Raw genomic sequence first — 15,631 nt, forward strand, 5'->3', positions numbered from 1 at the left:
CTCACACCGAAAGATGACCGGGGATGCGGAGGTGGCGGCGCGCGACCTCGACGAAGAGCGGATCGCGCTTGGCGGCCCAGACGGCGGCGATGTGACCGACGGCCCAGATCAGGATGCCGGCCAGCCAGAGCTGGAGGCCGAGGCCCACGGCTCCGGCCAGCGTGCCATTGAGGATCGCGACGGAGCGTGGCGCTCCGCCAAGCAGGATCGGTTCGGTCAGGGCGCGGTGAACCGGCACACTGAATCCCGGAACCGCGTCGAGCGCCTCGAAACTCACCGCCATCAGACCAGCGCTCCGCCGCCGAAGCTGAAGAACGAGAGGAAGAAGCTGGACGCCGCGAAGGCGATGGAGATACCGAAGACGATCTGGATGAGGCGACGGAAGCCGCCGCCGGTATCGCCGAATGCGAGCGTCAGGCCGGTGACGATGATGATGATCACTGCCACGATCTTGGCCACCGGGCCTTCGACGGATTCAAGGATGGATTGCAGCGGCGCTTCCCAGGGCATGGAGGAGCCAGACGCTTGGGCGGGGGCAGTCATCAGGCTCGCCCAGGTGAAGGCGGCGGCGGTCGCCAGATGATGACGGATACGAACGGCGCAACGGATCATGCAGGTTCTCCTGGAACGTGAGGGATTGAGGTGTCGGGAAAAGCGAGGGAAATCCGGTAATCGCCGTCGGGGCCGAGCCCTTCGACGCAGGCAAGTTCGGCCAGCCGGCGCGCGGAGCCGCGGCCAGCGAGGACGGCCACGAGGTCGATGGTCTCCGCGATCATCGCGCGCGGCACAGTGACGACGGCTTCCTGGATGAGTTGTTCGAGGCGGCGCAGGGCGCCGATGCCGGAACCAGCATGGATGGTGCCGATGCCGCCCGGATGGCCGGTGCCCCAGGCTTTGAGGAGATCGAGCGCCTCGGCGCCGCGCACCTCACCGATCGGAATGCGGTCCGGACGCAGGCGCAGCGAAGACCGCACCAGTTCCGACAAGGTGGCGACACCATCCTTGGTGCGCATCGCCACGAGATTCGACGCTGCGCATTGCAGTTCGCGGGTGTCCTCGATGATGACGACCCGATCCTGCGTCTTCGCCACCTCGGCGAGCAGCGCATTGGTCAGCGTCGTTTTACCGGTGGACGTGCCGCCTGCGACAAGGATGTTGGCGCGGGACGCGACGGCCGCGCGGAGCGTTTCCGCCTGATCGGCGGACATGATGCCGGCGGCCACATAGTCGTCTAGCGTGAATACTGCGACCGCGGGCTTGCGGATGGCGAAGGCGGGTGCGGACACGACCGGCGGCAGCAACCCCTCGAAGCGCTCGCCGGTTTCGGGCAGTTCGGCCGAGACGCGCGGGCTGCGCGCATGGACTTCGACGCCGACATGGTGGGCGACCAGCCGCACGATGCGCTCACCGTCAGCGGCGGACAGTATTTCGCCCGTATCGGCCAACCCTTCGGACAGCCGGTCCACCCAGATGCGTCCGTCCGGGTTCAGCATGACCTCGACGACAGACGGGTCTTGCAGCAGGGTTGAGATGGCAGGCCCGAGCGCTGTCCGGAGCATGCGCGCGCCGCGGTCCACATTTGCCTGTTTGTGGTTGATGCCTGGCATCTCGTCCCCGTTCCACCGGGGAGGCGAGAGACGATCCCCGGATGGGGATCACTAAAAGAGACACAAAACAGGTCGTTTCAACAAGTTTCGGTCGTCGTAGTAGTGTGGGATAAAATTACAGGAGAACGGCGGTGTGCCTGACCAGTCGGATGATCTGCAGGCACACCGGCATGCTCTCGACTGATTCGACCGGCCCGTGGCGTCAGGCCGCCTCGCCGGGACCGAGCCGACGTTCGCCCCAGGTGGTCCGCTCTCGGAAATCATGTCGCAAGTGGCTTAGCACTTGCGATAAAGTCTTGTGAAACGAATAGCCGCGACTTTCCGGGTGCAGCCGATCTATTGCGGGTTTCAGGAATTGCGCGAGATTGAGGCGCGCGCGCTCCATCTATAAGCAATAATTTCAACAAAACATGAAACGTTGAAATGATATGGACGAAAACGACGCGCTCGCGGGCTTCGCCGCGCTCTCTCACAAGGACCGCTTGCGGATAATCCGCATGTTGGTCGTCGCGGGGGCTGACGGCATGGCCGCTGGTGCCATCGCCGGCGCGCTCGATGATGCGCCGCCGTCGCGCGTCTCCTTCCATCTCAAGGAACTGGAGCGTGCCGGACTCGTGCAGGGGCGGCGAGATGGCAAGTCGATCATCTACAGCGCCAACTGGCCGGCGCTCTCCGATCTCGTCGCCTTCCTCATGCACGACTGCTGCCAAGGTCACTGCAAATATTGCGATCAAGCGATTGCCCTGTTCGCGAAATGCGAGGGCCGCCCAACCGGTACGATCCGCTGCGAATAGGACTGCCGATGCAGAAAGCCCTCGCCTTTGTTGAAAACAATCTCCTGCTGCTGGCCGTTGTAACGGCCGCGCTTGGCCTGCTCGTCCCTTCGCTCGGCATGGTCCTTGAAAGCGGCATAAGCCCGCTTCTGGCATTGCTGATGCTGGTCATCAGCCTGACATTCGACGCTCACGCCGTGAAGCTGGTTTTCCGGAAGCCGAGCCGGCAGCTTTGGGCGCTTGGCCTCGTCTATGGTCCCATGTCGCTCGCCGGATGGCTCACCGGGCGGCTGTTCTTCGGCTCTGGGCCGCTGGCCGCCGGTCAAACCCTTGTCGGCACTCTGCCGACTGACGTTTCCGCTCCGTTGCTGGTCCTGCTCGCACGCGGCAATGTCGCCCTCGCGGCGGTCCTCAATGCGGTCAACACAGTGCTTTCGCCCTTCATCGTGCCGATCCTGTTCCTGCTTCTCACCGGAATCGAGCTGCAAGTTCCCATCGGGGCGATCATCATGGAATTAGTGCTGATCGTGGTGCTGCCGACCGTGATCGGGGTCTACCTACGCACGCGATACCCGGAAGCGGTCGGCCGACACGATGGCCTCTATCCCTCTCTTGGTTCGGTGCTCTACCTGCTCCTGCTTCTGGCGGTCGTGGGTCCAAACGCCGAAACAATCCTCGGCTATGGCTGGTTCGCCCTCCTAATCGCGCTGGCCGCGCTCACGCTGAACCTGATCGGCTATGCGGTCGGGTCCATCGCAAAAGTCTTTGTGGCCGACCGGCAAGAGCTGATCGCCTACCTGTTCACGGTGAGCAAAAAGGAGTTCTCCATTGCGGCGGCGTTCGTAGCGGCGTCCGGGTTGCCCTCGGAAATCGCCGTGCCTGCCGCCTTCTTCGCTGTGATCCAGATGATTACGTCACCGATCGCCGCAAAGATTTTGGCATCGAGAGGCCCGGCGCTGCGGTGAGCAGTCATTAGGTTCTGGCTGGCAGCGGAGACAGGCTCTCTATTATCCTACAATCTGCGACCAGCCCGCATCCACACTGGTCTATCATCCTGTCCAGTTCCGACTTGAGCGCAGTTAGGTCTTCGATTTTTCGCTCGACTTCCTTCCGGTGCTCCTTTGCAATCGCATCAATCGCCGCGCAGGACTGCGAACGATCGTCGGCCAGCTTGAGAAACTCCCTGATCTGATCGAGCGAGAAACCAAGCTCGCGCGCACGCCTGATGAAGCTGAGGCGGTTGAGGTGGCCCGGCTCATATGCACGGTAGTTGCCATCGGTACGCGAGGGTGCGGGCAGGAGACCGTTCTTCTCGTAGAACCGGATCGTCTCGACCTTGGTCCCCGTTCGTCTAGCCAATTGGCCGATCATCAGAATTCTGTCGTTCATCTCTTGACCCTATAGTTACTACAGGGTCTATCTACAATGTCACATCGGGAAAGTCGAGGTGACATCATGGCGGCAGCGAGCCCTTACAGACTGCGTGTAGAAGGCATGGACTGCGCCTCCTGCGCGTTGAAAATTGAAACGGTGATGCAACGCCTGCCGGGCGTTAGCGACATTCATGTCAGCTACGCCAACGAGACGCTCGCATTGCAACTGGATGAGGACCGTACGGCTCTCGGCACCATTGAGCAAAAGATCCGAGCGCTCGGCTACACACCAGTGATCGAGCAGACCGAGGCAAAGGCGAGCCCACCTCGGAAACGCAGCACGGAGGCGTGGTGGAAAGGCAGCAAGGGTCGGCTTGTGCTCCTTACCGGCGCGTTGTTCATCCTTGCCTTCGCCCTCGCGCGTGTCCTGCCCGAATCGGAGCAATGGCTATACTCGGGCGCTGCATTGATCAGCATCATCCCGTTCGCGAGGCGGGCGGTCGCCGGCGCGATGTCCGGCTCCCCCTTCACCATCGAGACGCTGATGACGGTCGCGGCACTCGGCGCGGTCGCCATCGGCGAGGCCGAAGAAGCTGCTGTCGTGATCTTTCTGTTCGCAGTGGGCGAATTGCTTGAAACCGTGGCGGCCGGCCGTGCGCGCGCTGGCATTGAAGCACTGATCGATCTCGTGCCTCGGGCCGCGTTCCGCGAGCGTGATGGTGTTGTTGAGAAGGTCGCCGCAGAAGATCTGGCCGTCGGTGATGTTGTCGTTGTTCGGCCTGGTGACCGTGTGCCGTCTGACGGCACGGTGATTGACGGCGTTTCTGAGGTCGATGAGGCCCCGGTGACAGGCGAATCCGTGCCCGTGCTGAAAGAAGCCGGCGCAAACGTCTATGCCGGCAGCATCAATGCAAATGGCGAGTTGCGGGTGTCGATCAGCCATGTCGCGGCCGACAACACCATCGCCCGTATCATCCACATGGTCGAGGAAGCCCAGGAATCAAAGGCCCCGACGGCGCGTATGATCGACCGTTTCAGCCGCTGGTACACGCCGGGCGCGATGGTCGTCGCGGCTCTGATCGTTGTCGTGCCGCCGCTCGCCTTCGGCGGTGACTGGATGACATGGGTGTATCGGGGTCTCGCGACGTTGCTGATTGCTTGTCCCTGCGCGCTCGTGATTTCCACACCGGCGGCTATTGCTTCGGGTCTTGCCGCCGGTGCGCGTCAGGGACTGTTGATCAAGGGCGGCGCGACGCTGGAAACACTTGGCAAGGTCGTAACCGTTGCCTTCGACAAGACGGGAACGCTGACGCGTGGCCACCCCCAGGTGACGGACATTGTGCCGATCAATGGTGATGAGAACTCCGTCCTTGCCATCGCGGCGGCCGTCGAGCGCAGCACCAGCCATCCTCTCGGGATTGCAATCGTGGAGGCGGCAAAGGTGCGGGGGCTCGAACTGCCCGCCACCTTCGGGGGCGGCGTTGCCACACCCGGCAAAGCGGTCACAGCGCGGTTGAAGGACGGCTTCGCTTCGGTCGGGTCTCCCCGTCACGCCGCCGAACAAACGGGCCTCGAAGAGAGCATCGTTGACACGATCACCGGGCTGGAGAGCCAGGGCAAGACGGTCGTCGTGCTCATCAAGGGCAAGACCATCGAGGGATTGATCGCCTTGCGCGACGAGCCGCGCGACGACGCTATCGAAGGTGTGAAGCGGCTGACAGATCGCGGCGTGCGCCCTCTGATGCTGACCGGCGACAACAAGCGCACGGCCGACGCCATTGCGGCTCATCTCGGCCTTGAGGCGAGCGCCGAACTTCTGCCCGACGCCAAGCTCGCCGAGATCGGCCGCCTCAGGGCTGATGGACCGATTGCCATGGTGGGAGACGGTATCAACGACGCTCCGGCGCTCGCTGCTGCCTCCGTTGGCGTTGCCATGGGTGCGGGCACCGACGTCGCGCTGGAAACCGCTGATGCCGCGCTGCTCAGAAACCGGGTGACGGGTATCGCTGATCTCATCGGATTGTCGCAGGCGACGCTCGGCAATATCTGGCAGAACATCGCAATAGCGCTTGGTCTGAAGGCTGTCTTCCTCGTGACGACTCTATTCGGCATTACCACGCTCTGGATGGCCATCCTCGCCGATACGGGCGCTACTGTCCTCGTTACGGCCAATGCGCTGCGCCTGCTGACCTGGCGCGGCACCCGCGACAAATGAGCTTGAACAGTGCGCACATGCAGGTCGCGGCTTCCACTTCTCGCCAAGAAAGCCGAGGTATAATTTATGAGTAATCAGTCCCAGGGCAGTGCCAATTCATCCGAGAAGAGCGAACAATGGGCGCTCGCATGGGTACTTGCGATTAATACTGCCCAGGCAGCCATTGTGGGAGGATTAGGTTGGTGGGCTCAGTCAACAGGATTGATGGGCTCTGCACTCGATAATCTTGGCGATGCCGGTGTCTACGCCATCAGCCTTTTCGTCGTAGGTCGCGGTTTGGCGGCGAAGGTTCGCGTTGCGCGGCTGTCGGGTATGCTCCTGATAGTATTCGCCGGTTTGCTTCTGTTTGAGGTTGGCCGACGCTTCTTCACTGGCTCCGATCCGATCGGGCCGGTCATGATCGCCGTGGCAATCGCGAGCGCGCTTACGAATATGATCTGCATGTGGTTCCTGAAATCACATCGGGAAAGTGGCGTGCATCTGCAAGCCTCATGGATATTCACGACAAACGATATGCTCGTGAACTCGGCGATCGCTGTTTCTGGTCTTGCAGTAATTCTTTTCAATTCGCCTTATCCGGATCTGATCATTGGCTTGGGTGTGGTTGTAGTCGTTGTCAGAAGCGGCTTCGAAATCCTTGAGAAGGCCGGCGAAGCTGGAAAAGGAGAAAAGGAACATGACTAGTTTGCGAGCCCTATCCGCCGCCTTCCTTGCCCTTGCAGTGTCGATCTCTCCTGCTGTGGGTCACGACTTCCAAGCTGGTTCGATCACCATCAATCACCCGTGGTCACGCGCGACTCCGCCGGTCACGCCGGTAGCCGGCGGCTATCTGACGCTGACAAACGATGGCGATATGGCCGATCGCCTGGTTTCAATCTCATCACCTCTGTCAGACCGGGTGGAAATCCATGAGTCGACCGTGAGCGATGGGGTTGCCAGCATGAGGCCTGTGCAAAATGGCATCGAAATTGGAGCTGGCGAGACCGTCGAGCTTCAACCTGGCGGTATGCACATCATGTTCTTGAAGCCATCGCGCCCTTTGAAGGATGGGGAGCGGTTTGCCGCGACTCTTGTGTTCGAGCAGGCCGGTGCGATCGACGTTGAGTTCGTTGTGCAGAACATGGGCGCTCGTCCGGAATCTGCGAACGAACATGACGGACACGGAGAGGCTGTCCAATGAGCGGCGTCAAACTTTTCCGCCTTGTTGCATGGGTTGCCGTCGCCGCTGTCGGCGGGCTTTTCATCGGCCTGTCCGTATCCAAGCCTTGGCAACAGCAAACCGTGGCGGTCGCGTCCTCGACAGGCACGGCAGCCATCGGCGGCCCGTTCCAGCTCACATCCCATCGAGGCGAAACGATCGACAATGCTGCGCTGGCCGGAAAGCCTTATCTCGCCTTCTTCGGCTTCACCCATTGTCCCGATGTGTGCCCGACGACGCTCTATGAACTGAGCGATCTCATGAACGAGCTCGGGCCGGTGGCCGACCAGTTCAACGTCCTGTTCTTCACCGTCGATCCCGAACGGGACACACAAGAATTGCTGGCTCAGTACATGACAGCCTTTGATAACCGCATCCTCGCACTGCGGGGAAATCGACAGGAAACGGACGCTGTGGTGAAGGCCTTTGCGGCCTATGCGCGAAAAGTGCCTCTGGAAGGGGGCGAATACACAATGGATCATACCGCCGGCGTTTACCTGATGGATGCCGAGAGCCAATTCGTCGGCACGCTCGACATGCACGAGCCGCGTGAGATTCGATTGCAGAAGCTCCGCCGCCTGGCGGGCGAGATTGGCTGATGGAGTTCTCCAGTATCGGAATAGCGACGGCTTTCGCCGCAGGTGTCGTATCCTTCCTGTCGCCCTGCGTCCTTCCGCTGGTGCCGGGCTATATCTCCTACGTCGCAGGCCGCACGATTAGCCCGGATGGCACTGCGGCCGATGCCGAATTCAAGGCGGCAAGCCGAACTCTCGGCCTCAGCCTCTGCTTCGTGCTCGGCTTTACGACCGTGTTCGTCCTCCTTGGGGCCAGCGCAACCGTGTTGAGCCGGCTCCTGCGCATGTATCTTTTCGAAGCGAACCTGATCGGAGGCGTAATCGTCGTCCTCTTCGGTCTGTTCACGACAGGCCTCGTACCAATGCCCTGGCTCAATCGTGAAGCGCGGTTCCATGCCAATCCGGGCAGCGGAAGCGCCGGCGCGGCTTATCTCCTCGGTCTCGCTTTCGCGTTCGGCTGGACTCCCTGCATCGGACCAGTGCTGGGCGCGATTCTGACCCTGTCCGCCGCCAACGCCACGGTCGCAAGCGGAACGACGCTGCTCGCCGTCTACTCGCTCGGCCTTGGCCTCCCTTTCATCTTGGCCGCTTTGTTCATGCGCGGGTTCATGGCGCGGATGATGTCGATGCGCCGTACTGGCCGGGTGCTCAAAATCGTCGCTGGTGGGGTGATGGTGGTGATGGGCATCGCCATGATCACCGGCCATCTAACCAGCTTTGCGATATGGCTGCTCCAGACTTTCCCGGCCCTCGGCCGGATCGGCTAAGCCGGAGTTTAAAGGACATTTGGACATGCTCAGGCTCGGCCTTCCCATCGCCCTTGGCGGATTTTTCCTTGATCAGGCGACGAAGTGGTGGGTCCTGAACCATGTTATGAACCCGCCTCAGGTCATCCCCGTCACCGGCTTCTTTAATCTCGTGCTCGGCTTCAATACCGGCGTGAGCTTCGGATTGTTCGGCCAGGCGCCGGCTTGGCTCCTGATGGCGTTCACGCTCGCTATAGTCGCTGGCCTCCTTGTCTGGATCCATCGAAGCGACAGCCGCCTGACGGCATCCGCCCTCGGGCTCGTGGTTGGGGGGGCGCTCGGCAATCTGCTCGACCGGCTGCGGCAGGGTGCGGTGGCGGATTTCCTGGATTTTTACATTGGCAGCTATCATTGGCCCGCCTTCAACCTTGCCGACGTGGCGATTGTCTGTGGGGTCGGGCTTTTGCTGGTGGAGAGCGTTCTGGCACGAGGCAAAACAAAGGCTGCATGAACAGAAGTCCTCGCCAGCTATCCGAAACTATCGCCGCAAAATTCCCGGAACCTGCAACGTAGCGGGCTTTAGAAGTAGTGCGACATGGCAATGGCTCGGGCGGGCTTAGCCGCAGCAGGCAGACGCTCTCGTCTGCTGCGCGCGATGCCTCGGCTTGCAGATTGCGGGGCGCGGGCTGAGACGCACAATCGTCCGGTCTTTCTCGATCTCGATTCCGGCCCCGTCATAGACCTGCATCGGCTCACCGGGCCGGCTCACCTCCCATGTCAACCGCGCGTCCGTGTCAAGCTGGACCCTGCTGCCGACCTTTCCCAAGATTGACCGGAACTTGGCGACGGTCATCGGCATGCTGCCTTCGGTCGGGGGAATATCCTCGACCTGCAAGACCGTCTCCCGCCACGCATCGGGATTGCCGCCGCAATCGAGCGTGACGAAGGAACCGGCCTTGACCTCCGTGATGTGATAGCCGGCCTGCACCTGCTGCCCGTCGCCATAGGCGAGCACAAGAACCTTGTCGGCATGGCCCTCCAAAATATCGAGGATCGCCCCGAGCGAGGCAACATCAGGAAATTCTGTGATTAAGGGGCTGGCGTAAGCGTTCATGTCCGTGTATCCATGATTCAACTACTCTTGAGATGTTGAGGCATACATGAACGAAAAGCAAGCCCTCTCTGCCTTCGCGGCGCTCTCGCAGGAAACCCGGCTGCGCATCGTGCGCCTGCTGGTGACGGCCGGCCCGGAAGGGATGCCGGCCGGCGCGATCGGGGAAGCGATGGACGGCGCATCGTCGTCGCGCATGTCCTTCCACCTGAGCCACCTTGAACAAGCCGACCTCATCGAGTCGCGGCGCGACGGGCGCTCGATCATCTACAGCGCCTCCTATCCGGCGCTGTCCGGCCTGCTCGAATTTCTCATGCGCGATTGCTGCCAAGGCCACCCGGACGTGTGCAACCCGGCAGTCGCCGCGCTGTCCTGCTGCAAACCGACGAAAGGCGTCACCCATGCCTGAGCCTATGGCCAATCACTCCGATAGAATCTTCAACGTGCTGTTTCTTTGCACCGGAAATTCCGCCCGCTCGATCCTTGCCGAAAGCATCTTGAACAAGGATGGTGCGGGTCGCTTCCGGGCCTATTCGGCTGGAAGCCAGCCCAAAGGCGAAGTGAACCCGCTCGCCCTGAAGGTACTCGAAAGCTACGACTACCCGGCTGAAGGCTTCCGATCGAAAGGATGGGAAGAATTCTCCGGCCCCGACGCGCCGGTGATGGATTTCGTGTTCACCGTCTGCGACAACGCGGCCGGCGAAGCCTGTCCGGTCTGGCCGGGCCAGCCGATGACCGCGCATTGGGGTATCGAAGACCCCGCCACCGTCGAGGGCACCGAGATTCAGCGCATGGCGGCTTTTGTCACGGCGTTTCGCTACATGAAAACCCGGATTTCGGTCTTCGTGGCCTTGCCCGTCGCCAGCCTCGATAAATCATCGCTCAATATGAAGCTCAACGAAATCGGTCAATCCGAAGGGGCAGCCTCGCCCCGCTCTGGCGCGGCGTGAGGCAATCCATGGATGTCATTGTCTACCACAATCCCGATTGCGGCACCTCGCGCAATACGCTCGGCCTGATCCGCAATTCCGGCGTCGAGCCGCATATCATCGAATATCTGAAAACCCCGCCCTCACGGGCGCTGCTCGCGCAACTCATCGAGCGCGCCAGCCTGACGGCCCGCTCGATCTTGCGGGAGAAAGGAACGCCCTATGCCGACCTCGGCCTTGGCGATCCAGAATTGAGCGATGACGCATTGCTCGACGCCATGATGGCGCACCCGATCCTCATCAATCGCCCCCTCGTCGTCACCCCCCAAGGGGTCAAGCTCTGCCGACCGTCCGAAGCCGTTCTTGATCTGCTGCCCCCACAACGGGGCGAGTTCGTCAAAGAGGATGGCGAGCGGATCATTGACGAACATGGACGGCGCGTTGCTTCCGCCTGACTTTCAGCCTGCGATTGGAGAATACTGATGGCTTCCCTCAAGCCAGCTTCCCGCCTTGGTTTCCTCGACCGCTATCTGACGGTGTGGATTTTCGCCGCGATGGCACTCGGCGTCGTGCTGGGCACGATATTCACCGGCTTGCCGGAAGCTCTCAACGCCATGTCGGTCGGCACCACCAACATACCGATCGCCATCGGCCTGATCCTGATGATGTATCCGCCGCTCGCCAAGGTGCGCTACGAAGAACTGCACCGGGTCTTTTCCGACAAGCGAGTGCTGATCCTTTCGCTGGTACAAAACTGGATCATCGGCCCGACGCTGATGTTCGCGCTGGCCGTGATCTTCCTGCGCGACCACCCGGAATACATGACAGGACTGATCCTGATCGGACTCGCCCGCTGCATCGCTATGGTGCTGGTCTGGAACCAACTCGCGCGCGGCGACAATCAATATGTCGCCGGTCTGGTTGCCTTCAACTCGATATTCCAGATTCTGTTCTTCTCCACCTATGCGTGGTTTTTCCTTTCCGTCTTGCCACCCCTCTTCGGCCTTGAGGGCAGCGTCATAGACGTGAGCTTCTGGACCATTACCGAAGCGGTGCTGATCTATCTCGGCATTCCCTTCCTCGCCGGGTTCCTGACGCGCCGCATCCTCATCGCTCGCAAAGGCGCGGGCTGGTATGAGCACGAATTTCTGCCGCGCATCAGCCCCATAACGCTAGCCGCGCTGCTGTTCACCATTGTCGCCATGTTCAGCCTCAAGGGCGCGGACGTGGTGTCGCTGCCTCTCGATGTCCTGCGCATAGCCATTCCCCTGGCGCTTTATTTCGTCATCCAGTTCCTCATCAGCTTCGCGATGGGCCGGCTGATCGAGGCGGATTATCCGCGCACCACGGCCATCGCCTTCACCGCTGCCGGCAATAATTTCGAGTTGGCCATCGCGGTCGCCATCGCGGCATTCGGTCTCGCATCGCCGGTGGCCTTCGCCGCCGTCATCGGCCCGCTCGTGGAAGTGCCCGCACTGATCCTGCTCGTTCATGTCGCGCTCAGGCTCGGCGCGAAGTGGTTTCCCGAGAAAGGGACGCCCGTTGCCGTTCCGGCCGAGGCCAAGCCATGACGGTTTCCGACCTTCCTAATGTGGTCCGCGCGGTGCTCGACAGCCCATCGGCTGAACGCCTACGAACGACGCCCTCTGCTCATCCGCCGCGCATTCTCCTGCTCTACGGCTCGTTGCGTGAACGCTCCTATAGCAAGCTGCTCACGCTCGAAGCCGAACGGCTCCTCAACCACTTCGGCGCGGAAACCCGTGTGTTCGATCCGCACGGCCTGCCGCTGCCTGATGGTGCGCCCGTTGATCATCCGAAGGTGCAGGAGCTTCGGAAACTTTCGGAATGGTCCGAAGGGCAGGTCTGGACCAGCCCCGAACGTCACGGTGCCATGAGCGGAGTCCTCAAGGCGCAAATCGACTGGATACCGCTCGCGGTTGGCGCAGTTCGCCCCACCCAGGGCCGCACATTGGCCGTGATGCAAGTCTCTGGCGGCTCGCAGAGTTTCAACGCCGTCAACCAACTTCGCGTCCTCGGCCGCTGGATGCGGATGATCACCATCCCCAACCAGTCCTCGGTCGCCAAGGCATATCAGGAGTTCGACGAAGCGGGTCGAATGAAGCCTTCATCCTATTACGACCGGGTGGTCGATGTGATGGAGGAACTGGTGAAGTTCACGCTTCTGACCCGCGACGTCGCTCCTTACCTCACCGACCGCTACAGCGAGCGCAAGGAAACCGCCCGAAAGCTGGAAGAGCGTATGGCGCTCAAGCGCGTCCGGTGACGACAAACCTGCCGGCTCAAACGGGCCTGTCTCCCGACGCGAGAAGGTGGCCCGTCATCTCCGCGCTCGGCATCGTACAGATATTTGCATGGGGCAGCTCCTATTACCTGCTCGCCGTTCTCGCCGCCCCGATCGCGGCCGATACGGGTTGGCCGCTTTCATGGATCGTCGGCGCTCTCTCCATTGGCCTGCTCGCGGCCGGCGTCGTTTCCCCGCGCGTGGGTGACGCCATTGGCCAGCACGGCGGGCGTCCCATCCTTGCTCTGGCTTGCCTGCTGTTCGCTGCCGGCCTCGTCATCCTTGCGGCTGCGCCGTCCCTATGGGTATTCGTCGCCGGATGGATCGTGCTCGGTATCGGCATGGGGGCCGGCCTTTATGATGCGGCATTTGCCACGCTCGGGGGCTATTATGGCCGTTCCGCGCGATCCGCCATCACTACACTGACCTTGTGGGGCGGCTTCGCAAGCACGGTCTGCTGGCCGCTCTCGGCCTTGTTTCTGGAGCATCTGGGATGGCGCGGGGCCTGCATGGCCTATGCCGGCATTCATCTCGCGATCTGCCTGCCGCTCGTGCTGCTGGTCCTTCCGAGCAACGGCAAGCCCAGGCCGATCGGTGGCAAAGACCAAGCTCCTGCGATCAAGCTGCGCGACCATGAGCGCCGGGCCTATCTGATCATGATGGCGATCGTGGTGCTGGCCGGATTGGGCGTCACCATCATATCGGTGCATCTGCTGACCCTGTTGCAGCAACGCGGGCTGTCGCTGGGCGAAGCTGTAGCCCTCGGCGCGCTGATAGGCCCGGCCCAAGTCGCCGGCCGAATTGGCGAAATGGCGAGCGGGGGGAGGCATCATCCCTTCTGGACACTCGCGGCCGCCTCCGTCCTGAGCGCGGCAGGGGTGACGATGCTCGCGGCAGGTTTTCTCATCATCGGCCTGTCGCTCATCCTCTACGGGGCCGGCAATGGCATCTTCTCGATCGCCAAGGGTGCGCTCCCGCTCGCCCTGTTCGGACCTTCCCGCTATGCGCCGATCATGGGGCGGCTTGCCCGGCCCAGTCTCGTCGCCCAAGCTGCCGGCCCAACCGTGGGTGCGATCCTGCTTTCGGTCGGGGGCACCGATCAAACTCTTGTGGCGCTGGCAGCTCTCGCCATCGCCAATCTCGCCCTCGTCGCGCTGTTATGGGGGCCGATCAAAGGAGAAGCGGGAAGCAACGATAAGTTTTGAGAAGCCGTCACGAAGATCCCTGATTTTTGTAGCAGGTCAGGCCAACGTTGAATTTTCAGGGGAATTTCTGTCGCAAATGTCGCGTGCGAAAGTCAAAATTGTGCGACTGATTTTTGCGACACGTCGCGGCCCGGAATCCGGGCCGCAATGGATTACCGCTCTTCCCGCTGCTGTGGTGCTGGACCGATTGTAGCGGGTTCCCCTTCGATGATGCGGATCGGCACGCCCAAAGCAGCCGAAAGGGATGCTTCGCTGCCACCGGCAAGCTCTGTTCCGGGGAGAACCGTAAGAACCACATATCCGGTGCGCTCATCGACATATCCGCCGTAGCCATCGGGAAGAACGCGCGTAATCATCTGGCGGTCATCCAACGCGGCGACCAGTTGATCGACGGTATGGGATGCGCCTGTCAGGACTTCGACACGCACCCGATCTTCGCCCAATTGGTACTGAAGCGTGCCCGCATCCCGGTCTCCCGTTAGCCTGACGACGACATGGAAATCGGGCTCGCGCTCGATGAAGATACCGGCGATACGGTCGCGGAAACGCTCCTGTAGGGCGGCCGAAAGCGGGCCGGTGTCCGGCTCCATCTCATGCGAGGGGATTTCAGGAACATAGTTCTCAGGCAACCCGGCCGGTCTGGCGGACGTGGGCGCCTCCGCGCCTGCCACGGATGCTGCCGCGACAAACACCGTTGCGCCAAAAGCCCCCGCCCATACCCTATTCATTTGTGGTTTTGCCGTGTGCTTCGAAGAGCGCGGCCTTGTCTTCCGCGGGGCTGATGAAACCGTCGCCATCGGTGTCGATCTGGTCGAAGACTTCATCGGTCATGTTCGGATTCCCGGCTTTCGCCTCTTCCCGGCTCAGCTTGCCGTCGCCATCCGTGTCGCCCGCGTCCCATTCGGCCTGCCATGCGGCTTCGTCAAAATCTGCGGGCGGTTCCGTCTGGGCGAAGGCAGGGACGGCGAGACCGATGGCGAACAGGCTGGCAATGGCAAGTCTCAAGGCTGTTCCTCCAAAGTCGAGTGAATATACAGCCATCACCTTAGGATAATTCGCGAAAATCCCAAAGACCGCGACAGTCGCGAAGGCCGCTTCCGGCGGATCCTTGTTACTGCTCAGCCAACCGGGAGCGGGAACTCGTGTCAACGACTAAGGCGGCCAAATTCAACTCTCTGATCCGTCACATCCTCCGACACCTCCTGCCGCAGCTTCGGTCCCTGTGCGAGGCGGCGACCGAGCGCGGTGATGAACGCCTCGTATCGCTCCGCTGATTTGGCCTTCGCGGCCTTTGCCGCCGGCTCAGGCAAGGCCGGTGTGGTGTTGACCCAGAAGCGGATGAAGACCGCCAGGCTTTCGACGGCGATGCCGACGTCTCGTTCAAGCCGGTCCATGCGGCGATCGAGTCGATCGAGGCGCTTGGCGATTATCGCCTCTCGGCGTTCGGCATCGTCGGGAGACAGGAATGAGGCGATGGCCGCCTCGCCGATCATCGACTGCGACCGGTCCCGCCGCGCGGCAAACTCGGTCAGGGCTTTTTCGACATCGGGGTCCAGATAGACGGTGAGTTTTTTCTTCTTCCGGAGATTGGCCATGG

22 protein-coding genes are annotated in these 15,631 nt (G+C 61.6%); 14 read left to right on the top strand and 8 right to left on the bottom strand.

Annotated elements, in window-relative coordinates; translation table 11 throughout:
* Window position 1: 1 nt before the first annotated feature.
* From ACFFJ7_RS10125 to trbB, 3 genes are read right to left on the bottom strand one after another with little or no spacing between them, the layout of a single operon-like run.
* Window positions 2–283: a VirB3 family type IV secretion system protein gene (locus ACFFJ7_RS10125; protein ID WP_012092657.1), complete on the bottom strand. Its 282-nt coding sequence runs from the start codon at window positions 281–283 to the stop codon at window positions 2–4.
* Window positions 283–612 (bottom strand): TrbC/VirB2 family type IV secretion system protein, encoded by a 330-nt coding sequence (locus tag ACFFJ7_RS10130; protein WP_012092656.1) that lies wholly within the window; start codon window positions 610–612, stop codon window positions 283–285. The genes ACFFJ7_RS10125 and ACFFJ7_RS10130 overlap by 1 nt, the downstream gene beginning before the upstream one ends.
* On the bottom strand, window positions 609–1,607 hold the full coding sequence (gene trbB / locus ACFFJ7_RS10135) for a P-type conjugative transfer ATPase TrbB (RefSeq protein ID WP_012092655.1): 999 nt from the start codon (window positions 1,605–1,607) through the stop codon (window positions 609–611). Before trbB ends, ACFFJ7_RS10130 begins: the two co-directional genes overlap by 4 nt.
* Window positions 1,608–2,035: 428 nt before the next feature.
* On the opposite strand from trbB, the gene ACFFJ7_RS10140 reads away from it, so the two are divergent.
* Window positions 2,036–2,401 carry an ArsR/SmtB family transcription factor gene (locus ACFFJ7_RS10140; protein WP_012092654.1) on the top strand — a complete coding sequence of 122 codons (366 nt, stop codon included), beginning with the start codon at window positions 2,036–2,038 and terminating at the stop codon, window positions 2,399–2,401.
* A gap of 8 nt (window positions 2,402–2,409) precedes the next feature.
* Window positions 2,410–3,345 carry a bile acid:sodium symporter family protein gene (locus ACFFJ7_RS10145; protein ID WP_012092653.1) on the top strand — a complete coding sequence of 312 codons (936 nt, stop codon included), beginning with the start codon at window positions 2,410–2,412 and terminating at the stop codon, window positions 3,343–3,345.
* Window positions 3,346–3,352: 7 nt separating this feature from the next.
* Here the strand turns inward: ACFFJ7_RS10145 and ACFFJ7_RS10150 are convergent, their stop codons facing one another.
* Window positions 3,353–3,769, bottom strand: a complete 417-nt coding sequence (locus tag ACFFJ7_RS10150; protein ID WP_012092652.1) for a MerR family transcriptional regulator — start codon at window positions 3,767–3,769, stop codon at window positions 3,353–3,355.
* A gap of 66 nt (window positions 3,770–3,835) precedes the next feature.
* Between ACFFJ7_RS10150 and ACFFJ7_RS10155 the strand changes: the two genes are divergently transcribed.
* The 6 genes from ACFFJ7_RS10155 to lspA all read left to right on the top strand — a co-directional run bounded on the left by ACFFJ7_RS10155 (window position 3,836) and on the right by lspA (window position 8,998).
* Window positions 3,836–5,968, top strand: a complete 2,133-nt coding sequence (locus ACFFJ7_RS10155; RefSeq protein WP_028034401.1) for a heavy metal translocating P-type ATPase — start codon at window positions 3,836–3,838, stop codon at window positions 5,966–5,968.
* Window positions 5,969–6,034: 66 nt separating this feature from the next.
* Complete coding sequence (locus tag ACFFJ7_RS10160; protein WP_012092650.1) at window positions 6,035–6,652, top strand: cation efflux transmembrane domain-containing protein; 618 nt, start codon at window positions 6,035–6,037, stop codon at window positions 6,650–6,652.
* Window positions 6,645–7,148, top strand: coding sequence for a copper chaperone PCu(A)C (locus ACFFJ7_RS10165; protein WP_028034400.1), 504 nt, complete (start codon window positions 6,645–6,647; stop codon window positions 7,146–7,148). The genes ACFFJ7_RS10160 and ACFFJ7_RS10165 overlap by 8 nt, the downstream gene beginning before the upstream one ends.
* A complete protein-coding gene (locus ACFFJ7_RS10170) occupies window positions 7,145–7,765 on the top strand; it encodes an SCO family protein (protein ID WP_012092648.1) in 621 nt (206 codons plus the stop codon). Before ACFFJ7_RS10165 ends, ACFFJ7_RS10170 begins: the two co-directional genes overlap by 4 nt.
* A complete protein-coding gene (locus tag ACFFJ7_RS10175) occupies window positions 7,765–8,508 on the top strand; it encodes a cytochrome c biogenesis CcdA family protein (protein WP_012092647.1) in 744 nt (247 codons plus the stop codon). Before ACFFJ7_RS10170 ends, ACFFJ7_RS10175 begins: the two co-directional genes overlap by 1 nt.
* Before the next feature lie 25 nt (window positions 8,509–8,533).
* Window positions 8,534–8,998, top strand: a complete 465-nt coding sequence (lspA, locus tag ACFFJ7_RS10180; protein WP_012092646.1) for a signal peptidase II — start codon at window positions 8,534–8,536, stop codon at window positions 8,996–8,998.
* 105 nt (window positions 8,999–9,103) lie between these two features.
* Here lspA and ACFFJ7_RS10185 read toward each other — a convergent pair whose 3' ends face one another.
* Window positions 9,104–9,601 (bottom strand): DUF6428 family protein, encoded by a 498-nt coding sequence (locus tag ACFFJ7_RS10185; RefSeq protein ID WP_012092645.1) that lies wholly within the window; start codon window positions 9,599–9,601, stop codon window positions 9,104–9,106.
* Between the two features lie 46 nt (window positions 9,602–9,647).
* Here ACFFJ7_RS10185 and ACFFJ7_RS10190 point away from each other — a divergent pair, with 46 nt between their 5' ends.
* From ACFFJ7_RS10190 to ACFFJ7_RS10215, 6 genes are read left to right on the top strand one after another with little or no spacing between them, the layout of a single operon-like run.
* On the top strand, window positions 9,648–10,007 hold the full coding sequence (locus ACFFJ7_RS10190; RefSeq protein WP_012092644.1) for an ArsR/SmtB family transcription factor: 360 nt from the start codon (window positions 9,648–9,650) through the stop codon (window positions 10,005–10,007).
* Window positions 10,000–10,548, top strand: coding sequence for an arsenate reductase ArsC (locus ACFFJ7_RS10195; protein WP_012092643.1), 549 nt, complete (start codon window positions 10,000–10,002; stop codon window positions 10,546–10,548). Before ACFFJ7_RS10190 ends, ACFFJ7_RS10195 begins: the two co-directional genes overlap by 8 nt.
* A gap of 8 nt (window positions 10,549–10,556) precedes the next feature.
* Window positions 10,557–10,982, top strand: coding sequence for an arsenate reductase (glutaredoxin) (arsC, locus tag ACFFJ7_RS10200; RefSeq protein ID WP_012092642.1), 426 nt, complete (start codon window positions 10,557–10,559; stop codon window positions 10,980–10,982).
* A 27-nt stretch (window positions 10,983–11,009) separates the two neighbouring features.
* Window positions 11,010–12,098 (top strand): ACR3 family arsenite efflux transporter, encoded by a 1,089-nt coding sequence (gene arsB, locus ACFFJ7_RS10205; protein ID WP_012092641.1) that lies wholly within the window; start codon window positions 11,010–11,012, stop codon window positions 12,096–12,098.
* A complete protein-coding gene (gene arsH / locus ACFFJ7_RS10210; RefSeq protein WP_377592175.1) occupies window positions 12,095–12,811 on the top strand; it encodes an arsenical resistance protein ArsH in 717 nt (238 codons plus the stop codon). The genes arsB and arsH overlap by 4 nt, the downstream gene beginning before the upstream one ends.
* A gap of 26 nt (window positions 12,812–12,837) precedes the next feature.
* A complete protein-coding gene (locus ACFFJ7_RS10215; RefSeq protein ID WP_049768451.1) occupies window positions 12,838–14,034 on the top strand; it encodes an MFS transporter in 1,197 nt (398 codons plus the stop codon).
* A 152-nt stretch (window positions 14,035–14,186) separates the two neighbouring features.
* Here ACFFJ7_RS10215 and ACFFJ7_RS10220 read toward each other — a convergent pair whose 3' ends face one another.
* From ACFFJ7_RS10220 to ACFFJ7_RS10230, 3 genes are all read right to left on the bottom strand, one after another.
* Entirely contained in the window at window positions 14,187–14,663 is a 477-nt protein-coding gene (locus tag ACFFJ7_RS10220) for a hypothetical protein (RefSeq protein ID WP_147307258.1), read from the bottom strand.
* Between the two features lie 91 nt (window positions 14,664–14,754).
* Window positions 14,755–15,183 carry an EF-hand domain-containing protein gene (locus tag ACFFJ7_RS10225; RefSeq protein ID WP_377592176.1) on the bottom strand — a complete coding sequence of 143 codons (429 nt, stop codon included), beginning with the start codon at window positions 15,181–15,183 and terminating at the stop codon, window positions 14,755–14,757.
* The gene (locus ACFFJ7_RS10230) at window positions 15,180–15,629 is read right to left on the bottom strand and encodes a ribbon-helix-helix domain-containing protein (RefSeq protein WP_012092637.1); all 450 of its coding nucleotides are present in this window, start codon (window positions 15,627–15,629) and stop codon (window positions 15,180–15,182) included. Before ACFFJ7_RS10230 ends, ACFFJ7_RS10225 begins: the two co-directional genes overlap by 4 nt.
* Window positions 15,630–15,631 lie beyond the last annotated feature (2 nt).

Source organism: Pseudochelatococcus lubricantis (assembly GCF_042432495.1).
Lineage (GTDB): Bacteria > Pseudomonadota > Alphaproteobacteria > Rhizobiales > Beijerinckiaceae > Pseudochelatococcus > Pseudochelatococcus lubricantis.

What these genes read in the sequence shown, in the direction of transcription:
- ACFFJ7_RS10125 (WP_012092657.1), bottom strand. Translation starts at nt 283, where the DNA reads ATGGCGGTGAGTTTCGAGGCGCTCGACGCGGTTCCGGGATTCAGTGTG.
- ACFFJ7_RS10130 (WP_012092656.1), bottom strand. Translation starts at nt 612, where the DNA reads ATGATCCGTTGCGCCGTTCGTATCCGTCATCATCTGGCGACCGCCGCC.
- trbB (WP_012092655.1), bottom strand. Translation starts at nt 1,607, where the DNA reads ATGCCAGGCATCAACCACAAACAGGCAAATGTGGACCGCGGCGCGCGC.
- ACFFJ7_RS10140 (WP_012092654.1), top strand. Translation starts at nt 2,036, where the DNA reads ATGGACGAAAACGACGCGCTCGCGGGCTTCGCCGCGCTCTCTCACAAG.
- ACFFJ7_RS10145 (WP_012092653.1), top strand. Translation starts at nt 2,410, where the DNA reads ATGCAGAAAGCCCTCGCCTTTGTTGAAAACAATCTCCTGCTGCTGGCC.
- ACFFJ7_RS10150 (WP_012092652.1), bottom strand. Translation starts at nt 3,769, where the DNA reads ATGAACGACAGAATTCTGATGATCGGCCAATTGGCTAGACGAACGGGG.
- ACFFJ7_RS10155 (WP_028034401.1), top strand. Translation starts at nt 3,836, where the DNA reads ATGGCGGCAGCGAGCCCTTACAGACTGCGTGTAGAAGGCATGGACTGC.
- ACFFJ7_RS10160 (WP_012092650.1), top strand. Translation starts at nt 6,035, where the DNA reads ATGAGTAATCAGTCCCAGGGCAGTGCCAATTCATCCGAGAAGAGCGAA.
- ACFFJ7_RS10165 (WP_028034400.1), top strand. Translation starts at nt 6,645, where the DNA reads ATGACTAGTTTGCGAGCCCTATCCGCCGCCTTCCTTGCCCTTGCAGTG.
- ACFFJ7_RS10170 (WP_012092648.1), top strand. Translation starts at nt 7,145, where the DNA reads ATGAGCGGCGTCAAACTTTTCCGCCTTGTTGCATGGGTTGCCGTCGCC.
- ACFFJ7_RS10175 (WP_012092647.1), top strand. Translation starts at nt 7,765, where the DNA reads ATGGAGTTCTCCAGTATCGGAATAGCGACGGCTTTCGCCGCAGGTGTC.
- lspA (WP_012092646.1), top strand. Translation starts at nt 8,534, where the DNA reads ATGCTCAGGCTCGGCCTTCCCATCGCCCTTGGCGGATTTTTCCTTGAT.
- ACFFJ7_RS10185 (WP_012092645.1), bottom strand. Translation starts at nt 9,601, where the DNA reads ATGAACGCTTACGCCAGCCCCTTAATCACAGAATTTCCTGATGTTGCC.
- ACFFJ7_RS10190 (WP_012092644.1), top strand. Translation starts at nt 9,648, where the DNA reads ATGAACGAAAAGCAAGCCCTCTCTGCCTTCGCGGCGCTCTCGCAGGAA.
- ACFFJ7_RS10195 (WP_012092643.1), top strand. Translation starts at nt 10,000, where the DNA reads ATGCCTGAGCCTATGGCCAATCACTCCGATAGAATCTTCAACGTGCTG.
- arsC (WP_012092642.1), top strand. Translation starts at nt 10,557, where the DNA reads ATGGATGTCATTGTCTACCACAATCCCGATTGCGGCACCTCGCGCAAT.
- arsB (WP_012092641.1), top strand. Translation starts at nt 11,010, where the DNA reads ATGGCTTCCCTCAAGCCAGCTTCCCGCCTTGGTTTCCTCGACCGCTAT.
- arsH (WP_377592175.1), top strand. Translation starts at nt 12,095, where the DNA reads ATGACGGTTTCCGACCTTCCTAATGTGGTCCGCGCGGTGCTCGACAGC.
- ACFFJ7_RS10230 (WP_012092637.1), bottom strand. Translation starts at nt 15,629, where the DNA reads ATGGCCAATCTCCGGAAGAAGAAAAAACTCACCGTCTATCTGGACCCC.